Annotated in this window: 17 protein-coding genes; 9 read left to right on the top strand and 8 right to left on the bottom strand. The window is 69.6% G+C overall.

Annotated elements, in window-relative coordinates; translation table 11 throughout:
- Positions 1 to 19: 19 nt before the first annotated feature.
- Positions 20 to 433 carry a nitroreductase family deazaflavin-dependent oxidoreductase gene (locus B9D87_RS03925; RefSeq protein ID WP_007776212.1) on the top strand — a complete coding sequence of 138 codons (414 nt, stop codon included), beginning with the start codon at positions 20 to 22 and terminating at the stop codon, positions 431 to 433.
- Positions 434 to 610: 177 nt separating this feature from the next.
- Here the strand turns inward: B9D87_RS03925 and nadC are convergent, their stop codons facing one another.
- From nadC to nadA, 3 genes are read right to left on the bottom strand one after another with little or no spacing between them, the layout of a single operon-like run.
- Positions 611 to 1471 carry a carboxylating nicotinate-nucleotide diphosphorylase gene (gene nadC, locus B9D87_RS03920; protein WP_007776218.1) on the bottom strand — a complete coding sequence of 287 codons (861 nt, stop codon included), beginning with the start codon at positions 1469 to 1471 and terminating at the stop codon, positions 611 to 613.
- The gene (locus tag B9D87_RS03915; protein ID WP_007776221.1) at positions 1468 to 3048 is read right to left on the bottom strand and encodes an L-aspartate oxidase; all 1581 of its coding nucleotides are present in this window, start codon (positions 3046 to 3048) and stop codon (positions 1468 to 1470) included. Before B9D87_RS03915 ends, nadC begins: the two co-directional genes overlap by 4 nt.
- Positions 3045 to 4094: a quinolinate synthase NadA gene (gene nadA, locus B9D87_RS03910; protein WP_007776223.1), complete on the bottom strand. Its 1050-nt coding sequence runs from the start codon at positions 4092 to 4094 to the stop codon at positions 3045 to 3047. The genes B9D87_RS03915 and nadA overlap by 4 nt, the downstream gene beginning before the upstream one ends.
- A gap of 46 nt (positions 4095 to 4140) precedes the next feature.
- Between nadA and B9D87_RS03905 the strand changes: the two genes are divergently transcribed.
- Positions 4141 to 4878 (top strand): NUDIX hydrolase, encoded by a 738-nt coding sequence (locus B9D87_RS03905; RefSeq protein WP_007776226.1) that lies wholly within the window; start codon positions 4141 to 4143, stop codon positions 4876 to 4878.
- Positions 4879 to 5038: 160 nt separating this feature from the next.
- Positions 5039 to 6379 carry a lipase family protein gene (locus B9D87_RS03900; protein ID WP_007776229.1) on the top strand — a complete coding sequence of 447 codons (1341 nt, stop codon included), beginning with the start codon at positions 5039 to 5041 and terminating at the stop codon, positions 6377 to 6379.
- Here the strand turns inward: B9D87_RS03900 and B9D87_RS03895 are convergent.
- The 3 genes from B9D87_RS03895 to bioB form a co-directional block, all read right to left on the bottom strand.
- A complete protein-coding gene (locus B9D87_RS03895; protein WP_415623604.1) occupies positions 6374 to 6964 on the bottom strand; it encodes a DUF2567 domain-containing protein in 591 nt (196 codons plus the stop codon). The genes B9D87_RS03900 and B9D87_RS03895 overlap by 6 nt on opposite strands.
- A gap of 65 nt (positions 6965 to 7029) precedes the next feature.
- The gene (gene bsaP, locus B9D87_RS03890) at positions 7030 to 7257 is read right to left on the bottom strand and encodes a biotin synthase auxiliary protein BsaP (protein WP_064883538.1); all 228 of its coding nucleotides are present in this window, start codon (positions 7255 to 7257) and stop codon (positions 7030 to 7032) included.
- A gap of 29 nt (positions 7258 to 7286) precedes the next feature.
- Positions 7287 to 8324: a biotin synthase BioB gene (gene bioB / locus B9D87_RS03885; RefSeq protein WP_007776234.1), complete on the bottom strand. Its 1038-nt coding sequence runs from the start codon at positions 8322 to 8324 to the stop codon at positions 7287 to 7289.
- A gap of 136 nt (positions 8325 to 8460) precedes the next feature.
- Between bioB and B9D87_RS03880 the strand changes: the two genes are divergently transcribed.
- The 6 genes from B9D87_RS03880 to B9D87_RS03855 all read left to right on the top strand — a co-directional run bounded on the left by B9D87_RS03880 (position 8461) and on the right by B9D87_RS03855 (position 15996).
- Positions 8461 to 8652, top strand: coding sequence for a hypothetical protein (locus tag B9D87_RS03880; protein ID WP_007776237.1), 192 nt, complete (start codon positions 8461 to 8463; stop codon positions 8650 to 8652).
- 112 nt (positions 8653 to 8764) lie between these two features.
- The gene (locus B9D87_RS03875) at positions 8765 to 10597 is read left to right on the top strand and encodes a hypothetical protein (protein WP_007776241.1); all 1833 of its coding nucleotides are present in this window, start codon (positions 8765 to 8767) and stop codon (positions 10595 to 10597) included.
- 4 nt (positions 10598 to 10601) lie between these two features.
- Positions 10602 to 10964 (top strand): hypothetical protein, encoded by a 363-nt coding sequence (locus B9D87_RS03870; protein WP_007776242.1) that lies wholly within the window; start codon positions 10602 to 10604, stop codon positions 10962 to 10964.
- Complete coding sequence (locus B9D87_RS03865) at positions 10961 to 12325, top strand: hypothetical protein (protein ID WP_007776243.1); 1365 nt, start codon at positions 10961 to 10963, stop codon at positions 12323 to 12325. Before B9D87_RS03870 ends, B9D87_RS03865 begins: the two co-directional genes overlap by 4 nt.
- A gap of 81 nt (positions 12326 to 12406) precedes the next feature.
- Positions 12407 to 14587 (top strand): adenylate/guanylate cyclase domain-containing protein, encoded by a 2181-nt coding sequence (locus B9D87_RS03860; RefSeq protein ID WP_040631815.1) that lies wholly within the window; start codon positions 12407 to 12409, stop codon positions 14585 to 14587.
- Positions 14584 to 15996: a mechanosensitive ion channel domain-containing protein gene (locus tag B9D87_RS03855; protein ID WP_007776245.1), complete on the top strand. Its 1413-nt coding sequence runs from the start codon at positions 14584 to 14586 to the stop codon at positions 15994 to 15996. The genes B9D87_RS03860 and B9D87_RS03855 overlap by 4 nt, the downstream gene beginning before the upstream one ends.
- Here the strand turns inward: B9D87_RS03855 and B9D87_RS03850 are convergent.
- Positions 15985 to 16503, bottom strand: a complete 519-nt coding sequence (locus B9D87_RS03850) for a 2'-5' RNA ligase family protein (protein WP_007776246.1) — start codon at positions 16501 to 16503, stop codon at positions 15985 to 15987. The two genes, B9D87_RS03855 and B9D87_RS03850, sit on opposite strands and share 12 nt — an antisense overlap.
- Positions 16503 to 17183 (bottom strand): dethiobiotin synthase, encoded by a 681-nt coding sequence (gene bioD / locus B9D87_RS03845; RefSeq protein ID WP_007776248.1) that lies wholly within the window; start codon positions 17181 to 17183, stop codon positions 16503 to 16505. Before bioD ends, B9D87_RS03850 begins: the two co-directional genes overlap by 1 nt.
- Positions 17184 to 17189 lie beyond the last annotated feature (6 nt).

The raw sequence follows: 17189 nt of genomic DNA, 5'->3' as shown, positions 1-17189 counted from the left end.
GCCGACCCAGGGAGCCGCCATGTCCGCGAAGGATCACCCCAACAACGCCCCGGGCATCCCGATGGTCTTCCCGCCCTGGTTCGAGCGTTTCCAGATCAAATACTTCAACCCGGCGCTGAAGCCGATCGTGCGGTACCTGCCCGGAACGGCGACGATCAAGCACCGGGGCCGCACCTCCGGCAAGCCCTACGAGACGATCGTGACCACGTACCGCAAGGGCAACACCCTGGCGATCGCGCTGGGCCACGGCAAGACGAACTGGGTGAAGAACGTGCTGGCCGCCGGTGAGGCGGACGTGGAGTTCAGCCGCAACCGGTCGGCGCATTTGATCAACCCGCGAATCCTGCCCGCCGGCTCGGACGGCGACGGCCTGCCGGGGCTGGCGCGCATGCAGCTGCGCCGGATCGGGGTCTTCGTCGCCGACATCGCCTGAGGCCGACATCGCCTGAGGCCGACCTCGCCTGAGGCCATTTGAGTGTGCGCCGGCGGCGTTGGGTGTGCGCCCAGGGCGGCGACACGCCGGGAACCGCCGCCCACGATTCACACTCAACGCCCGGGATGCACACTCGACGGCGGCGCAGGTGCGCGGCGGTGCGCACACCACAGCCGGCTACATATCGAGGCCGATGTCGAGCACCCGCACCGAATGGGTGAGCGCGCCGACGGCCAGGTAGTCCACCCCGGTCGCGGCGTACGCGGCCGCGTTCTCCAGGCTGAGCCCGCCCGAGGACTCCAGCAGCACGGCGGGTGCCCGCGCGTCGCGGCGCTGCACGGCCATCTGCGTCTGCCACACCGGGAAGTTGTCCAGCAGGATGAGCTCGGGCTTCTCGGGCAGCACCTCGTCCAGCTGCTCGAGCGAATCCACTTCCACCTCGCACGGCAGATCCGGGGCCGCCTCGCGCACGGCGCGCAGCGCGTCCACCACCGATCCGGCGGCCACCACGTGGTTGTCCTTGATCAGGGCCGCGTCGCCGAGCCCCAGGCGGTGGTTCATGCCGCCACCGACCCGGACCGCGTATTTCTGCAGTACGCGCAGGCCGGGCAGGGTTTTGCGGGTATCGCGCACCTGAGCCTTGGTGCCGTGCACGGCGTCCACCCAGTGCGCCGTCGTGGTGGCGATCCCGGACAGGTGGCAGATCAGATTCAGCATGGTCCGCTCGGCGGTCAGCAGGCCACGGGTCTCGGCGCGCAGCGTCAGCACCGGCTGGCCCGGCTCCAAGCGGGCGCCGTCCTCGACGCGGTCGAGCACCTGGTAGCCGCGGGTGCCCAGCACCTCGTCGAGCACCAGCAGCGCGATGTCGATGCCGGCGATCACGCCGGGCTGGCGCGGCACCATGGACGCGGTCGCCACCGCCTCGGCGGGCACCGTGGCCAGCGTGGTGACGTCGGGCCCGTACCGCAGGTCCTCGACCAGGCCGCGCTTGATGGTGTCGCGCGCGGCGGTCAGCTCACAGTCGGACATCGTGGTCATACGACCGCCGCCAACGCCTCAACCAGCACCGCGCTCTGGTCGTCGGCCAGGCGCAGCACGTTGCTGCGACCCAGCTCGGATGCGGTCTGCGGGTATTCCTCGCGATGGTGGCAGCCCCGGCTCTCGGTGCGGGCCAGGGCGGCGGCCGTGACCGCGCGGGCGGTGACGGCCAACGCCACATCCTCGAAGTCGTGGCGGCCGGATACGGGACGCGGCTGCGCCTGGGACAGCACGGTGGACAGCCGGGCCAGCCCGGCGGCATCGCGCACCACCGACGCGTCCCGGCTCATCGCGCGCTGCAGCTCGGCGCGCTGGGGCGCGGTGTGGGCGAGCGGTTCGGGCGCGACCGCGAGCACCCGCCCGGTCGTGGCGGCGTGCGCCGCCGCCAATTTCCCGGCCCGCCCACCGACCACCAGGCCTTCCAGCAGGCTGTTGGACGCCAGCCGGTTGGCGCCGTGCAGCCCGGTGCGGGCCACCTCGCCCGCGGCGAACAGCCCGGGCAGTTCGGTCTGGCCGTAGACGTCGGTGACGATGCCGCCGCAGCTGTAATGCGCCCCGGGGACCACCGGAATGGGTTGTCGGACCGGATCGATGCCGGCGGCCCGGCAGGCGGCCGTCACCGTGGGGAACCGGTTCGCGAAGTCGCCGATGTGACGCGCGTCGAGGAACACGCAGGCATCGCCGGTGGCCTTCAGCCGGGCGTCGATGGCCGCGGCGACGACGTCGCGGGGCGCCAGGTCACCCATCGGGTGAACGCCGGCGGTCACCGAATCGCCTTGCCGGTCAATCAGTTTCGCTCCCTCGCCGCGAATGGCTTCGGTGACCAGCGGCCGCCGCCCGCCGGCGGCACCGGGGGCGAAGAGCATCGTCGGGTGGAACTGGATGAACTCGACGTCGCTGACCGGGACACCGGCCCACAAGCCCAGCGCGATGCCGTCGCCGGTGGAGCCCTCGGGGTTGGTGGTGGCGCCGTACAGATGCCCGAGGCCGCCGGAGGCCAGGATCACCGACGGCGCGCTGATGATTCCGCACCCGCCGGGGGTGCCGACCAGGACGCCGGTCACCGCCGCACCGTCGCGCAGAACCCGCAGCGCCACATGGCCGGTGCGGATGTCCAGGGTGCGCGCGGCGTGGTCGAGGGCCCGCTGCACCTCCGCGCCGGTGGCGTCGCCACCGGCATGCACGATGCGCCGCCGGGAGTGCCCACCCTCGCGGGTCAGCGCCCACCTGCCCGGCGCGGATTCATCGAAACGTGCACCGTCACCGACCAATTCGGCGACCGCCGCATACCCGTCGGCGACGATCGAGTAGACCGCCTGGGGATCGCACAGGCCCGCGCCGGCGACCACCGTGTCGGCGACGTGGGCTTCCACCGAATCGTCATTGTCGGGCAGCACCACCGCGATGCCGCCCTGCGCGTAATGGGTCGCGGTCGCCCCGCGGGCCTGGTCTGCCTTGCTCAGCACGACGACGTTGCGCCCGGCGCGGTGCGCGGCCAGCGCAGCCGCCAGTCCCGCGACGCCGGTGCCGACGACGACGACGTCGGCGCTGTGCGTCCACTGGAGACGGGCGGTCACTCGCCACCGCCCGGCTGGCCGATCTCGATCATTCGCTGCACGCTGCGCCGGCCGGCGGCGGCGACGTCGGGATCGACATCGACCTCGTCGGCCCCCTCGACCAGGCAGCGCAACAACGCGGCCGGGGTGATCATCTTCATGAACTTGCAGGAGGCGCGGTCGTTGACCGCGCGGAAGTCGACTTGCGGTGCGGCCCGGCGCAATTGATACAGCATGCCGACCTCGGTGGCCACCAGCACCTTGCGTGCGTCGGTCTGGTTGGCGGCCTCCAGCATGCCGCCGGTGGACAGGATCTTCACCCGGTCAGGCGGGAAGGCGCCTTCGCCCGCGAGATACAAAGCCGAAGTGGCGCAACCACATTCGGGGTGCACGAAAAGCTCGGCGTCGGGGTTGGCGCGGGCCTGCTCGTTGAGCTCGTCGCCGTTGATCCCGGCGTGTACGTGACATTCGCCCGCCCAGACGTGCAGGTTCTCGCGGCCCGTCACCCGGCGGACGTGGGCGCCGAGGAACTGGTCGGGGCAGAACAGCACCTCGCGGTCGGGGTCGATGGACTCGACCACCTCGACCGCGTTGGACGACGTGCAGCAGATGTCGGTGAGCGCCTTGACCGCCGCCGTGGTGTTGACGTAGGAGACGACGACCGCGCCGGGGTGTTCGTCCTTCCAAGCCTGCAGTTCGTCGGCCGTGATGGAGTCGGCCAGCGAGCAGCCGGCGCGCTGGTCCGGGATCAGCACGGTCTTGTCGGGGCTCAGGATCTTGGCCGTCTCGGCCATGAAGTGCACACCGCAGAACACGATGGTGTCCTCGGGCGCCTCGGCGGCGATCCGTGACAGCGCCAGCGAGTCGCCCACGTGGTCGGCGACGTCCTGGATCTCGGGCAGTTGATAGTTGTGCGCCAGCACCGTGGCGCCGCGCAGCTTGGCCAGGCGGCGAACCTCGGCGGCCCATTGCTCATCACCGGCCACGCCGGCGTACCCGGCGGGGGAATTGGTGATGTCGGCGATCATGCCTTCGGCGAGCGTGTCCATGCGATTGATAACCGTCATGGCGGCTCCTTTCAGCCCAGGAGGTTTTCGACTTATAATCGAAAACATGGCCCATGGTAGCACCGCTCACGAAGTGCTCGCGGTCGTGTTCCAGGTTCGCGAAGTGACCGACGAGGGCGCCAAGCGGCCGGCAAACAGATTAAGCGCGGCGAAACCGCAGTTGAACGTGCTGTTATGGCAGCGCGCCAGGGAGCCGCAACAGGGCACGTGGTCGCTGCCGGGCGGGCAGCTGCGCACCGACGAGGACATGATCACGTCGGTCAGGCGCCAGCTCGCCGAGAAGGTCGACCTCAAAGAGCTGGCACACCTGGAACAGCTTGCGGTGTTCTCCGACCCGCACCGGGTGCCGGACACGCGCGTCATCGCGTCCACATTTTTGGGCCTGGTGCCCTCCCCCGCCAGCCCCGAGCTGCCGCCGGACACCCGCTGGCATCCGGTGAACTCCCTGCCGCCGATGGCCTTCGATCACGGGCAGATGGTGGACAACGCCCGCACCCGGCTGATCGCCAAGCTGTCCTACACCAATATCGGCTTCGCTTTGGCGCCAAGGGAATTCGCGCTCTCCACGCTGCGCGACATCTACGGCGCCGCGCTGGGCTATCAGGTGGACGCGACGAACCTGCAGCGCGTGCTGGCCCGGCGTGGAGTGATCCGGGCGACCGGCACCATCGCACAATCCGGGCGCAGCGGCGGACGCCCGGCGGCGCTGTACCGGTTCACCGACGCGGCGTTGCGGGTCACCGACGAGTTCGCGGCGCTCAGGCCGCCGGGGCTGCCAGGCTAGGCTGGCAGAAAAGCGTCATCGGGCGGCGCGGGGGCAATTCGAATTTCAGTAGCGTTCCGACCTGGCCGACGTGACGAGAAGTCGCTCACACTGCGGCGATTACGTTTTGGTTACCTGTCGTTCTGCGCGAGAATGCCGGGTGGCCACGAAGGGAGCCTCAATGGCTGAGCTCGGCAACCTCGCAGGCACGCAGGGCGCGGAATGGCTCGCCCGGCCGCCGCACGAGGAACTGCAGCACAAGGTGCGTCCGCTGCTGCCCTCGGACGACCCGTTCTACCAGCCGCCGCTGGGCTTCCAGCACGCCGAGCCCGGGACCGTGCTGCGCTCGCGCGACGTCGAGTTGGCGTTCCTCGGACTGATCCGGCAGCCCATCAAGGCCGTCCAGCTGTTGTACCGGACCATGGACATGAACGGCGAGCCGGAGGCCACCGCCACGACGGTGATCGTCCCCGCCGACCTCGCCCCGGGCCAGTCCTGCCCGCTGCTGTCCTACCAGTGCGCGATCGACGCCGTCTCGTCGCGCTGCTTCCCCTCCTACGCGCTGCGGCGGCGGGCGAAGGCGCTGGGCGCGATCGGCCAGTTCGAGCTGTTCCTGATCGCCGCCGCCGTGGCCGAGGGGTGGGCCGTCTCCGTGCCCGACCACGAAGGCCTGCGCGGCCTGTGGGGCGCACCGTACGAACCCGGCTACCGCGTCCTGGACGGCATCCGGGCCGCGCGCAACTCGGAGCGCCTCAACCTGTCCTCCACCGCGCCGGTCGGGCTGTGGGGGTACTCGGGCGGCGGACTGGCCAGCGCCTGGGCCGCGGAGGTGTGCGCCGAGTACGCGCCCGAGCTGGACATCGTCGGCGCCGTGCTGGGCTCACCCGTCGGGGACCTGGGCAACACGTTCCGCCGGCTCAACGGCAGCTTCCTGTCGGGGCTGCCCGCGCTGGTGGTGGCCGCGCTCGCGCACATCTACCCCGATCTGGACCGGGTGATCCGTGAGCACACCAACGAGGAGGGCCGCGCCCTGCTCGACTCGCTGGAGAAGATGACCACGGTGGAGGCCGTGGTGCGGATGGCCGGCAAGAACATGGGCGACTACCTCGACCAGCCGCTCGAGCAGATCCTGTCCACCCCGGAAGTCACCTATGTCTTCGACCACATCAGGCTGGGTGCCGCCGTCCCGACGCCGCCGGTGCTGATCGTGCAGGCCGTGCACGACTACCTGATCGACGTCCACGACATCGACGCGCTCGCCGACGCCTATTCGGCCGGCGGCGCGCACGTCACCTACCACCGCGACGCCTTCAACGAGCACATGATGCTGCACCCGCTGTCGGCGCCGATGACGCTGCGCTGGCTGACGGATCGCTTCGAGGGCCGCCCGCTGACCGAGCACCTGATCCGCACCACGTGGCCGACGATGTTCAACCCGATGACCTACGTCGGCATGGCCCGGCTGCTCAAGGTCGCGGCCAAGGTGGTCACGGGCCGCAAGATCAGCCGCCGCCCGCTATGACACGGGCGCGTCCGCGGCGCCTCCGCCGCCCACCGGAAGCGCTTCGGCGGGCCTAGGCTCGGGCGGAAGCGCACCCAGGTCGTCGCGGGCGTCCGCGGCGGCACGCACGGCGTAGACCAGGGCCGCGATGCCGGCCGGCCACAACAGGGTCACCGCGACCTGCAGCGGACCCGTCGAGAAGAACACCGGCGGCGCCTGCGTGACATAGGCGACCGACGGGCTTTTCGTCAGCGGGACCGCGTCGAAGTCCAGGGCACCGTAGCTCAGCCGGACCAGCCCGGCCCCCACGGCCGAGGCCAGGGCGGCCGCCGCCACCATGCCGCCGGTCAGGGCGACGACCATCGCCGGCCCGCGGTGTTCCCGCCACTGCCACACCCCGACCGACGCGACCACCGCCAGCACGGTCAGCAGCCCCAGCAGCAGGGCCGGCGCGACGAAGAAGTGCTCGGACTCGTTGCCCAGATAGTCATGGACCCGCTCGCCCGACCGGGTGATGGCGACCACGGCGCGAATCGGCGGGGCGATCCACGCCCACACTGCGCCGATCACCACGCCGATGGCCGCCGATCCCAGGGACACGATCAGGAGCGCACGCGTCCGGGCCCGCCGGGAAACGGTGGCGGGCGGCGCAGCGGCCTTGGCCGGAGCGGTCACCGTTGCGTCTCCAAGTCACCGGAATCGACCTCACCGTGCCGTGAGCAGCGTGCCCGCCAGCCGTCGGGGCGAACCTGCACCACCATCCGGCGTCCGCACGCCGCGCAGAACCGGGGAGGCTCAAGGCCCAATTGAGCCGCTGTCGGCACTGAGGTGCCCCCTAATTCCCCGGTGTAGACGTTGTAGACGCCGGCACTGACCGCAGCGCCCAAATCGCCAACCACAAGTCTCCAACCTTAGCCGCGAAGCCGGACTACAAGCTGGCGTTGAGCCCCTTGAGGGGCATCTGCAGGTCGTCGAGCAATTCCAGGTCGGACTCGGCGGGCCGGCCCAGCGTGGTCAGGTAGTTGCCGACGATCACGGCGTTGATGCCGCCCAGGATGCCCTGCTTGGCACCGAGGTCGCCCAGCGTGATCTCCCGGCCGCCGGCGAACCGCAGCATGGTGCGCGGCAGCGCCAGCCGGAACGCGGCCACCGACTTCAGCGCATCGCTCGCCGGCATCACCTCCAGGTCGCCGAACGGGGTGCCGGGCCGCGGGTTGAGGAAGTTCAGCGGCACCTCGTCGGGGCCGAGTTCGGCCAGCTCGGCGGCGAATTCCGCGCGCTGCTCCAGCGTCTCGCCCATGCCGAGGATGCCGCCGCAGCAGACCTCCATGCCGGCGTCACGGACCATCGACAGCGTCTCCCAGCGCTCCTCCCAGCTGTGGGTGGTCACGACGTTGGTGAAGTACGAGCGGGCGGTCTCGAGGTTGTGGTTGTAGCGGTGCACCCCCATCTCGGAGAGCCGCTCGACCTGCTCGGCCGTCAGCATCCCCAGCGAGCAGGCGATGTTGATCTCGACCTCGTTGCGGATCGCCTCGATACCGGCCGCGACCTGGGCCAACAGCCGCTCGTCGGGTCCGCGCACGGCGGCCACGATGCAGAACTCGGTGGCGCCGGACTTGGCGGTCTGCTTGGCCGCCTCCACCAGGCTGGGAATGTCGAGCCGCGCGCTGCGCACCGGCGACGCGAACAGCCCCGACTGCGAGCAGAAGTGACAATCCTCCGGGCAACCGCCCGTCTTCAGGCTGATGATGCCCTCGACCTCGACCTCGGGACCGCACCAGCGCATCCGCACGTCGTGGGCCAGCGCCAGCAGCTCGTCGAGGCGGTCGTCGGGCAGTTGCAGCACCCGCAGCACCTGGTCCCGGCTCAATCCCTGGCCGTCCTGAAGCACCTGCTGCCGGGCCACCGCCAAGATGTCCTCGTCGCTGCCGGCTTCGGCCGTCGGTCGCGTCGCCGCTTGAGTCACCAGGTACTCCCCTTGCCTCTTTTTCGTGTCCGCACGTGGGGACACATCTGCCACGTGGCGGTGGCAGCGGTGAATGAAAAGGTGTTCAAAGTAGGGTAACGGCCGAAGTACACGACCTCCCTATGGGTATACGACCATGGTGACTCCGCACGTCGAATTCCTGGCGCACCACTACCTGCTGTTGGCGGCGCCGGCGTTTCTGCCTGCGGTGATCGTCGTCGGGGTGGTCCTGTACATCGCGCTGCGCGACCGCCGCGAGGGCCGGAGCGCCACGGGCGCCGGCAAGGACGCCTCCCAACCCGACACGCCCGACAAAGAGCGTGATTGACGAGCCCAGGATCGGGGCATTAAACAAACAATCACGAACCTACTTGACAGTAATAAGCGGTTGACGGAATCGGATCCTCCGGGGCAGCCCGGCGCGGTTGGGAGGCACGACGATGCGGTCGAATGAACTGACGATTGTTGCTGAGGCACCCGCGCGCGGCGCGGGACTGAACCAGGTGATCGGGCTGTCGATCGCAGCGGTGGTGATCACGCTACTGATGCTGTGGGCGGGCCACGCTCATCGCACCCACCGCATCCAGTGGCTGACCCGCGCCGCCGACAAGGTGGGCGAGAAGTTCCACCGGCCCAACTGGGTGGCGCTGCCGGTCCTGATCTTCACCACGTCGATCATCTGCGCGCTGTTCGGGTTCATCTGGGACGTCAGCTGGCACATCGGCAACGGCCGTGACCCGGGCCCGCTGGCCAACCCGGCGCACTACTTCATCATCATCGGGCTGTTCGGGGTGTTCCTGGCCGGCATGGTGTCGGTCGTCCTGCCGTTCGACAGGCCCGGACCGGCGCCGGTGCGCATCACCCGCAACTGGCACGCACCGGTGGGTGGGGTGCTGATGGCCGGCTGCGGCCTCTACGCGATGATCGGGTTCCCGCTCGACGACATCTGGCACCGCATCTTCGGGCAGGATGTAACCCTTTGGGGCCCAACGCATTTGATGATGATCGGCGGCGCCTGTTTTTCGCTGTTCGCGGTGCTGATGCTGGAGCGCGAGGGTGAGGCCCAAGAAGGCGAGCAGGTCTATCACGGCGTCTTCATCACCTTCCTGCGCTACCTGTCCTTCGGCGGGTTGTTCATTGGCTTGTCGGTCTATCAGATCGAGTTCGACTTCGGCGTCCCGCAGTTCCGCCTGGTGTTCCAGCCCATGCTGATCGCCGGCGCGGCGGCCCTGGCGGCGGTCGCCGCCCGCATCACCATGGGCCGGGGGGCGGCCCTGATCGCGGCGATCTTCGCCATCGCCCTGCGCGGCGGTGTCGCCCTGCTGGTCGGGCCGATTCTGGGCGCCCCGATCAACTGGTTCCCGCTGTATCTCGGCCCGGCGCTAGCCGTCGAGCTGGTCGCCTTGACCCCGCTTGTCAAGCGCCCCATCGTGTTCGGCGCCGTCGCCGGGCTGGGCGTGGGCACCGTCGGACTGTGGCTGGAGTCGCTGTGGATCGCGGCGGTGTACCACTACCCGTGGCCGATCAGCATGTGGGGCGAGGCCCTGGCCATGGCGGTACCGGTCGCGGTCCTGATGGGGGTGTGCGGCGCCCTGTTCGGCATGGTGCTCACCGGCCAACGCCTACCCGGCCGCGGGATCGGCATCGCCGCGGTGGCGTTGACGGTGCTGGTGATCGGCGGCGCGGTGGCCAATGGCTTGCACATCGTGGTGCCGGGGCAGAACAACGCCACCATCGTGTTGACGGATCTGCCCAGTGCACCGGGGCAGCGCATGGTGTCGGCCGACGTCCAGCTGCTACCCGCCGACATGGTCAGCGGCAACCCGGACTGGTTGACGATCCTGTCCTGGCAGGGGCGCATGAACAACGACCGCGGCCTGGTGATCGACCGGCTCGCCAAGGTCGGGCCGGGGCACTACCGGTCCACTCAGCCGGTCCCCGTGTGGGGGGATTGGAAGACCCTGCTGCGGGTCCAGGACGGCCGCACGATGACGGCCGTGCCGATCTGGGAGCCGGCGGACTCGGCCATTCCGGCCCCCGAGGTTCCCGCGCTGGCGGCCAGCACGCGTCCCTTCGTCCTGGAAGTCACCATCCTGCAGCGCGAGCGTGACCAGAGCGCGCCGGCCTGGTTGTTCACCGCCGGCGGGATCGTGGTGCTGTTCCTGACGCTCATGGTGATCGGCGGCCTGACCTGGGGTGCGGGCCGGCTCGGCTACGCGATCACCGAGCCCGAACCCGTCGAGGACAAACAGCAGATCCCGCGGGCGGCGTGAATCCATGACACTGCGAGGCACCCTCATCGCGGCGTGGGCGGCGGCGCTGGCCTGCGGCCTGGTCGGCTGCGGCGGTTCGACCAGTAAGTCGCCGGCAGCGCCGCTGATGATCGACGTGACCATCGCCCACGGGCAGGTCACCCCGACCAACGCCACGCTGCAGGCCAAGGTGCATCAGCAGATCACCCTGCACGTGACCAGCGACGCCACCGACGAGCTGCACGTGCATTCGACGCCGGATCACAAGTTCCAGGTCGCGGCCGCCCCCAACCAGACGTTCGGGTTCGCCGTCGACGTTCCGGGCAACGTCGCGGTGGAGCTGCACCACCTGGACCGCACCATCGCGACGATCCAAGTCCAGTCGTGAGGTCCGCCGCCGCGGCGGTGGTGCTCGCGCACGGACTCGGCGGGTCGGGCGACCTTCCGGTGCCCTACGCCTACGCGATGGTGGGAGCGGCCTGGGCGCTGACCTTCACGTTCGCCCTGGTGGCGTTCGCGTGGCGGCGGCCGCGGTTCGATCCGCTGAAGCCGGGCCGGCCCTTGCCGACGGCGGTGACGACGTTCGTCGACTCCCCGGTGACCCGGTGGTCGGCGGCCGCGCTGGCGCTGGTGTGCGCGGCGTGGGCGGTGGCCGCCGGGGTGTGGGGCCCCGAATCGGAAGCCAACGCGCTGCTGGGCGCGTTCTACGTGCTGCTGTGGGTCGGCTTGGTGGCGCTGTCGCTGGCCATCGGGCCGGTATGGCGGGTGATCTCGCCGATGAGCACGCTGTACCTGCTGCTGCGCCGCGTCATTCCGGAGCGGCTCGGCCGGCCCCGGCTGTCCTACCCCGAGGGCTGGGGGTATCGGCCCGCGGCCTTCGGACTGTTCGCCTTCGTGTGGATGGAGCTGGCCAGCCCGAATCCGGCGTCACTGCCGGGGGTCAGGGCGTGGCTGGCCGCCTACGCCGTGCTGATGCTGGCCGGCGCGTGGCTGTGTGGCCAGCGCTGGCTGGCCCGCGCCGACCCGTTCGGCGTGTACAGCGTGGCCGTCTCGCGGCTCTCACCGTTTCGGCGCAACCGGGACACGCAGCAGATCGTCATCGGAAACCCGCTGGACCATCTGCCGTCGCTGCCGGTGCGGCCGGGTGTCGTGGTGCTGCTGGCGGTGCTGCTCGGCTCGACGGCGTTCGACAGTTTCTCGTCGTCGCCGACGTGGCGCGGCTTCTCCGACCAGCTCACCCGCGAATTCGGCGCTCCCCCGACGCTGGCGTCCTCGATGCTGCGCACCGTCGGCCTGATCGTCTTTATTTGCGTTGTGGCAGTGACGTTTTCACTCGCGGCACGCGCCACCGGCGGGGTCACCGCGGAGCAGCGGCGCGAATTGCCCGGCGAGATGGCGCATTCACTGATCCCGATCGTGGTGGGCTACATCTTCGCGCACTACCTGTCCTACCTGGTGGAGCGTGGACAGCAGGCGGTGTTCGCGCTGGCCGACCCGTTCGGCCGCGGGTGGAATCTGCTCGGTCTGGCGCATCTGCACGTGGCCTACGTCTTGTCCATGCACCCGCCGGTGCTGGCCGCGATCAAGGTGGCCTGCGTGGTCACCGGGCACATCGTCGCGGTGATCGCCGCCCACGACAAGGCCCTGCGGCTGCTGCCCACCGGCCATCAGCTCACCGGCCAGCTGACGATGATGCTGGTGATGGTCGGCTACACCTTCACCGGTTTGTACTTGCTCTTCGGGGGGTAGGCGTCGGGGCGTGCGCTTCCTAACGCCATCGCGAGAAGCGGCGCCGTGGCGTCGAGGATCGACCCGGCACCGGGCCGGTTGATGCGCCCGACCGAGTCGGTCCCCCCGGACGAACAGAACCCGGCCCGAAAGAAGAGGCGTCGCCCGCGAGCGCTGTCCTGGATCAGCATTCAGTCCAAGGTGATGCTGATGCTGCTGGTGTCGAGCCTGGCGTCGCTGGGCGTGATCGGGACGGTCGAGTACGTCGCCGCGCGTAACGCGCTGCTGCCCGCGGCGACCGAGCGGATGACGCAGTTGCGAGCGTCGCAGAAACGAGCCATCGAGACGCTGTTCTCGGATCTGTCGGATTCCTTGGTCGTCTACAGCCGTGGGATGACCGCGTTCGAAGCCGTACAGGCGTTCACTTCCGGCTTCGACCAACTGGCCAACGCCCCCGTCGACCCCGGCCAGCAGCAGGCGCTGGTCGACTTCTACAACGAGCGGCTGATCAAACCGCTCGAGCGCGACACCGGCAACAAGCTGGCTCTCGACGCCGTGTTACCCAGCAACAACGCACAGAAGTACCTGCAGGCGCATTACACCGTTGCGGCGCACGGGTCTTCGAACGGGTCCGCGCCCGACGACGCCGGCGATGGCAGCGCCTGGTCGGCCGCCAATGCCCGCTTCAACGACTATTTCCGCGAGATCGCCACCCGCTTCGAGTATCAGGACGCGATGCTGCTGGACACCCGCGGCAACGTGGTTTACACCGTCCGGAAGAGCGCCTCGCTCGGCACCAACGTCCTCACCGGTCCGTATCGTCAGTCCAATTTGCGCGGCGCCTACGAAAAGGCGATGGCCGCGAATTCGCTGAACTTCGTGTGGATCACCGACTTTCAGCCGTATCAGCCTCAACTCGGGCACCCGATTGCCTGGTTGGTCGCGCCGATCGGTTCACCGGGAAGACCGATCGGAGTGCTGGCGCTGCCGCTGCCCATCGCGACGGTCAATCGGATCATGACCGCCGACCAGCAGTGGCGGGCCGCCGGCATGGGCCGAACGGCCGAGACCTATCTGGCCGGCCCGGACAGCCTGATGCGTTCCGATTCACGGGTATTCCTCGAAGATCGTGAGCGATACCGCCGTGAGGCGCTGGCCGCCGGCGTTCGACGCGAGACCGTCGATACGGCGATCAAGTGGGGTGGCACGACGCTGGTCCAGCCCGTCGCCACGGCGGCCGTACGCGCCGCGCAGCGCGGAGAGACCGGAACCGTGACCGACACCGGTTATCTCGGTCGCAAGGAGCTGATGTCGTATGCGCCGTTGTCCCTGCCGAATTCCGACCTGCATTGGTCGATCGTGGCCACCAGGGAGACCTCGGAGGCCAACGCCCGGGTGGCGTCGCTCACCCAGACCCTGATATTGACCACAGCGGCAATGGTTTTCGTCATCTGCGTGGCCGCGCTGCTGGTCGCCCAGATATTCGTGCGGCCCATCCGCAGGTTGCAGGCCGGGGCCCGAGAGATCGGCGCCGGCAACTACGACGTCTCGATCCCGGTCACCTCGCGCGACGAGATCGGCGAGCTGATGGCCGCTTTCAACGACATGAGCCGCAACCTGCAGATCAAAGAGGAACTGCTGACCGAACAACGCAAGGAGAACGACCGCCTGCTCGCTTCGCTGATGCCCGAACCGGTGGCCCGGCGTTACCGCGACGGCGAACAGACCATCTCCCAGGAGCACCAGGACGTCACGGTCATCTTCGCCGACATCGTCGGCCTCGACGAGATCTCCGGCAAGATCTCCGGCCGGGAACTGGTCGGCATCGTCGACCAGCTGATCCGCGAGCTCGACTCGGCGGCGGAATCCCTTGGCATCGAACCGATCCGCACGCTGCACAACGGCTACCTGGCCAGCTGCGGCCTGAACTTCCCCCGGCTGGACAGCGTCCACCGCACCGTGGAGTTCGCCGTGGAGATGCAGGACATCATCGCGCGCTTCAACAGCAAGACCGGCTACCACCTGGCCCTGCGGGCCGGCATCAACACGGGCCACGTGATCAGCGGGCTGGTCGGGCGATCCAGCATCGTCTACGACATGTGGGGCGCTGCCGTCAACCTGGCCCATCAGACCCGCAGCAGCACAACACAATCGGGGATCTATGTCACCGCTCAGGTCTATGAGGTGATGCACGACATCCGGCGATTCACACCGGCGGGCACCATCACCGTGGGCGGCGTCGAGCAACAGATCTGGAAGCTCTCCGAAGGGCAGGGACAGTGAGAACCTTTGACTCGTCAACGCTGTACTGGGCCGCCGGCGTGGTGTTCGGCCTGCCGCTGCTGCTGATCGCCCTCACCGAATGGCACCAGGGCCTGGTCCGCAAAGCGAGCCCGCTGGCGCGGCCCGTCCTGCTGTTGCGCAGCTACCTCGTCCCGCTGGGCGCTTTGCTGGTGCTGCTGGTGAACGTGGCCAGGATGCCGGCGCAGTTCACGTCGGTTCGGGTGCTGGCGACGGTGTTCGGTTTCGTGGTGCTGGTGCTGCTGCTGTCCGGGCTCAACGCAACGGTTTTCGAGGGCGCACCGCAGGGATCCTGGCGCCAACGAATCCCGGGCATCTTCCTGGACGTGACCCGGTTCGTGCTGATCGGGGTCGGACTGGCGGTCATCTTCTCCTACGTGTGGGGGGTGCGCGTCGGCGGCCTGTTCACCGCGCTGGGGGTGACCTCGGTGGTCATCGGCCTGATGCTGCAGAACTCCGTCGGCCAGATCGTGTCGGGCCTGTTCATGTTGTTCGAGCAGCCGTTCCGGATCGGCGACTGGCTGGACACCCCGTCGGCGCGGGGCCGCATCGTGGAGGCGAACTGGCGGGCCGTGCACATCGAATCCGGCCGCGGGCTGCAGATCACCCCGAACTCGGTGCTGGCCACCACCTCGTTCACCAATCTCAGCCGCCCGCCCGGAGGGCACCAATTGGCAATCACCACAACCTTTTCCGAGATCGACCCGCCGGACCGGGTGTGCGCCCTGCTGGAACGGGTCGCCGACGCGTTGCCGCAGCGCAGGCCCGACACGGTGGCGTCGGCGGCGCCGACCGGGGGCGCCGAGTATCGGGTCACCGTCGGACTGAAATCGCCCGCGGACGACGCGGCCGCGCACGCGGCGTTCCTGCGCTGGCTGTGGTACGCGGCGCGGCGCGAGGGTCTGCACCTCGACGGCGCCGAAGACGACATCTCCACGACCGAGCGCATCGAGAGGGCGGTGCGCACGGTGGTGGCGCCGGCCCTGCGGCTCAGCCAACCGGATCAGCAGGCCTTGGTGTCGCACGCGAGAATCGTCCGGTACGGGGCCGACGAGATCGTCGAGCACGCCGGTCGCGTTCCAGCCGGGATGACGTTCCTGATCGAGGGCGGCGTGCGGTTGACCGCGATCGCCACGGACGGATCGGTCGCCGCGGTCGGCGGTCTGGACGAGGGCTCGTTCCTGGGTGTGACAGCCCTGACCCGCCAGCCCAACCTCGCCGACGCGCAGGCCATCGACGAAGTGACCGCGCTGGAGATCGACCGCGATCACCTGGTCGAGCTCGTGATGGACAAGCCGCTGCTGCTGCAAGAGCTGGGCCGGACCATCGACGAGCGGCGCGCCAGAGTGCAGGCGGCCACCGCGCCGGAGTTCGCGCCGTCAGGCGCCTGACCCGATGGGGTGCTCGACCTTCTTGTTGCCGTCCCAGCGGCGCAAACCGGCGAAGCTGCCGTCGATCTGGGCGGGCCGGCCCGCGATACGCAGCGCCCGCCCGAGCTGAGCGCCGCCGACGCGCCGGGCCATCGTGACGTGCGCGGTCCACTGACCGGGCAGGCTGTTGGGCATCGGACCGGGCGACAGATGCGGACCGCACACCCCGTGCACCTGGGCGTGCAGGGCCAACAACTCGCCGGTCGGCACCACCAGCCGCGCGAAAACCGCACTGGCGCGGCCGAATAACACCGGCGCCCCGACGAGGCAGCGCAGCGGCAGCCGCTCGCTCAGCGGGCGCAGCAGCTCGTCGACGTCGGGGGCGATGCCATCGGCCACGACCAGCGTCACGTGCGGCCGGCTGGCCGGCGCCTGACTCGGTATCCCGGCCGCGGCCAACGCTGCCCAGATGTTCCGGATCGCCGACTCGGTGTCGCGGTCGAAGACCAGCTCGATGGAGTGCACCATCAGCCCACCAGCGAGGTGACCCAGTCACGGTCGAACGCCCGGGAGCACAGGGCCGCGAACTCGGTGGGGCCCAGCGACGCCGCGCCTTCGGGCAGCACGGCGCGCACCGCGGCCAGCCGGTCCAGCGCTTGCCGGTTCGTCGTCTCCACCACCCCGGGCCGCCGCGGCCAGCTGCCGATGACCAGGCCCGCGCATGAAAGACCCTGTGCGGCAATCGATTCCAGGGTCAACGCGGTGTGGTTCAAGGTGCCCAGCGACGGGCCGACCACCACCAGCACCGCCGCACCCAGCGCGACGGCGAGATCGCGTGCGGTGACACCGTTTTCGCCGAGTTCCACCAACAGTCCCCCGGCGCCCTCGACCAGCGTCAGCCGCCCCGGACGGTCCAGCTCGCCGACGAGCGCCAGCAGCTGCTCGCGGGTGGGCAACGGCATCCCGGCCGCCTCGGCGGCGGCCACCGGCGCCAGCGGCTGCGGATAGCGGCCGAACCCGGCCAGCTCGGTCACCCCGGACAGCCGGGCCACCTCGGCGAGGTCGTCGTCGCCGGCGTCGGTGCCGGTCTGGACCGGCTTACAGACCGCCACGTCGAGGCCGGCCTGACGCGCGTGGCAGGCCAGCGCCGCGGTGGCGACCGTCTTGCCGACCCCCGTGTCGGTGCCCGTGACGACCAGAACCGTCACCGGCGC

The sequence above is a fragment of the Mycobacterium colombiense CECT 3035 genome, from assembly GCF_002105755.1.
GTDB classification, from domain to species: Bacteria; Actinomycetota; Actinomycetes; order Mycobacteriales; family Mycobacteriaceae; genus Mycobacterium; species Mycobacterium colombiense.
The sequence above is the reverse complement of the archived record's forward strand: the minus strand, read 5'-3'. Positions and strand labels throughout refer to the sequence as shown.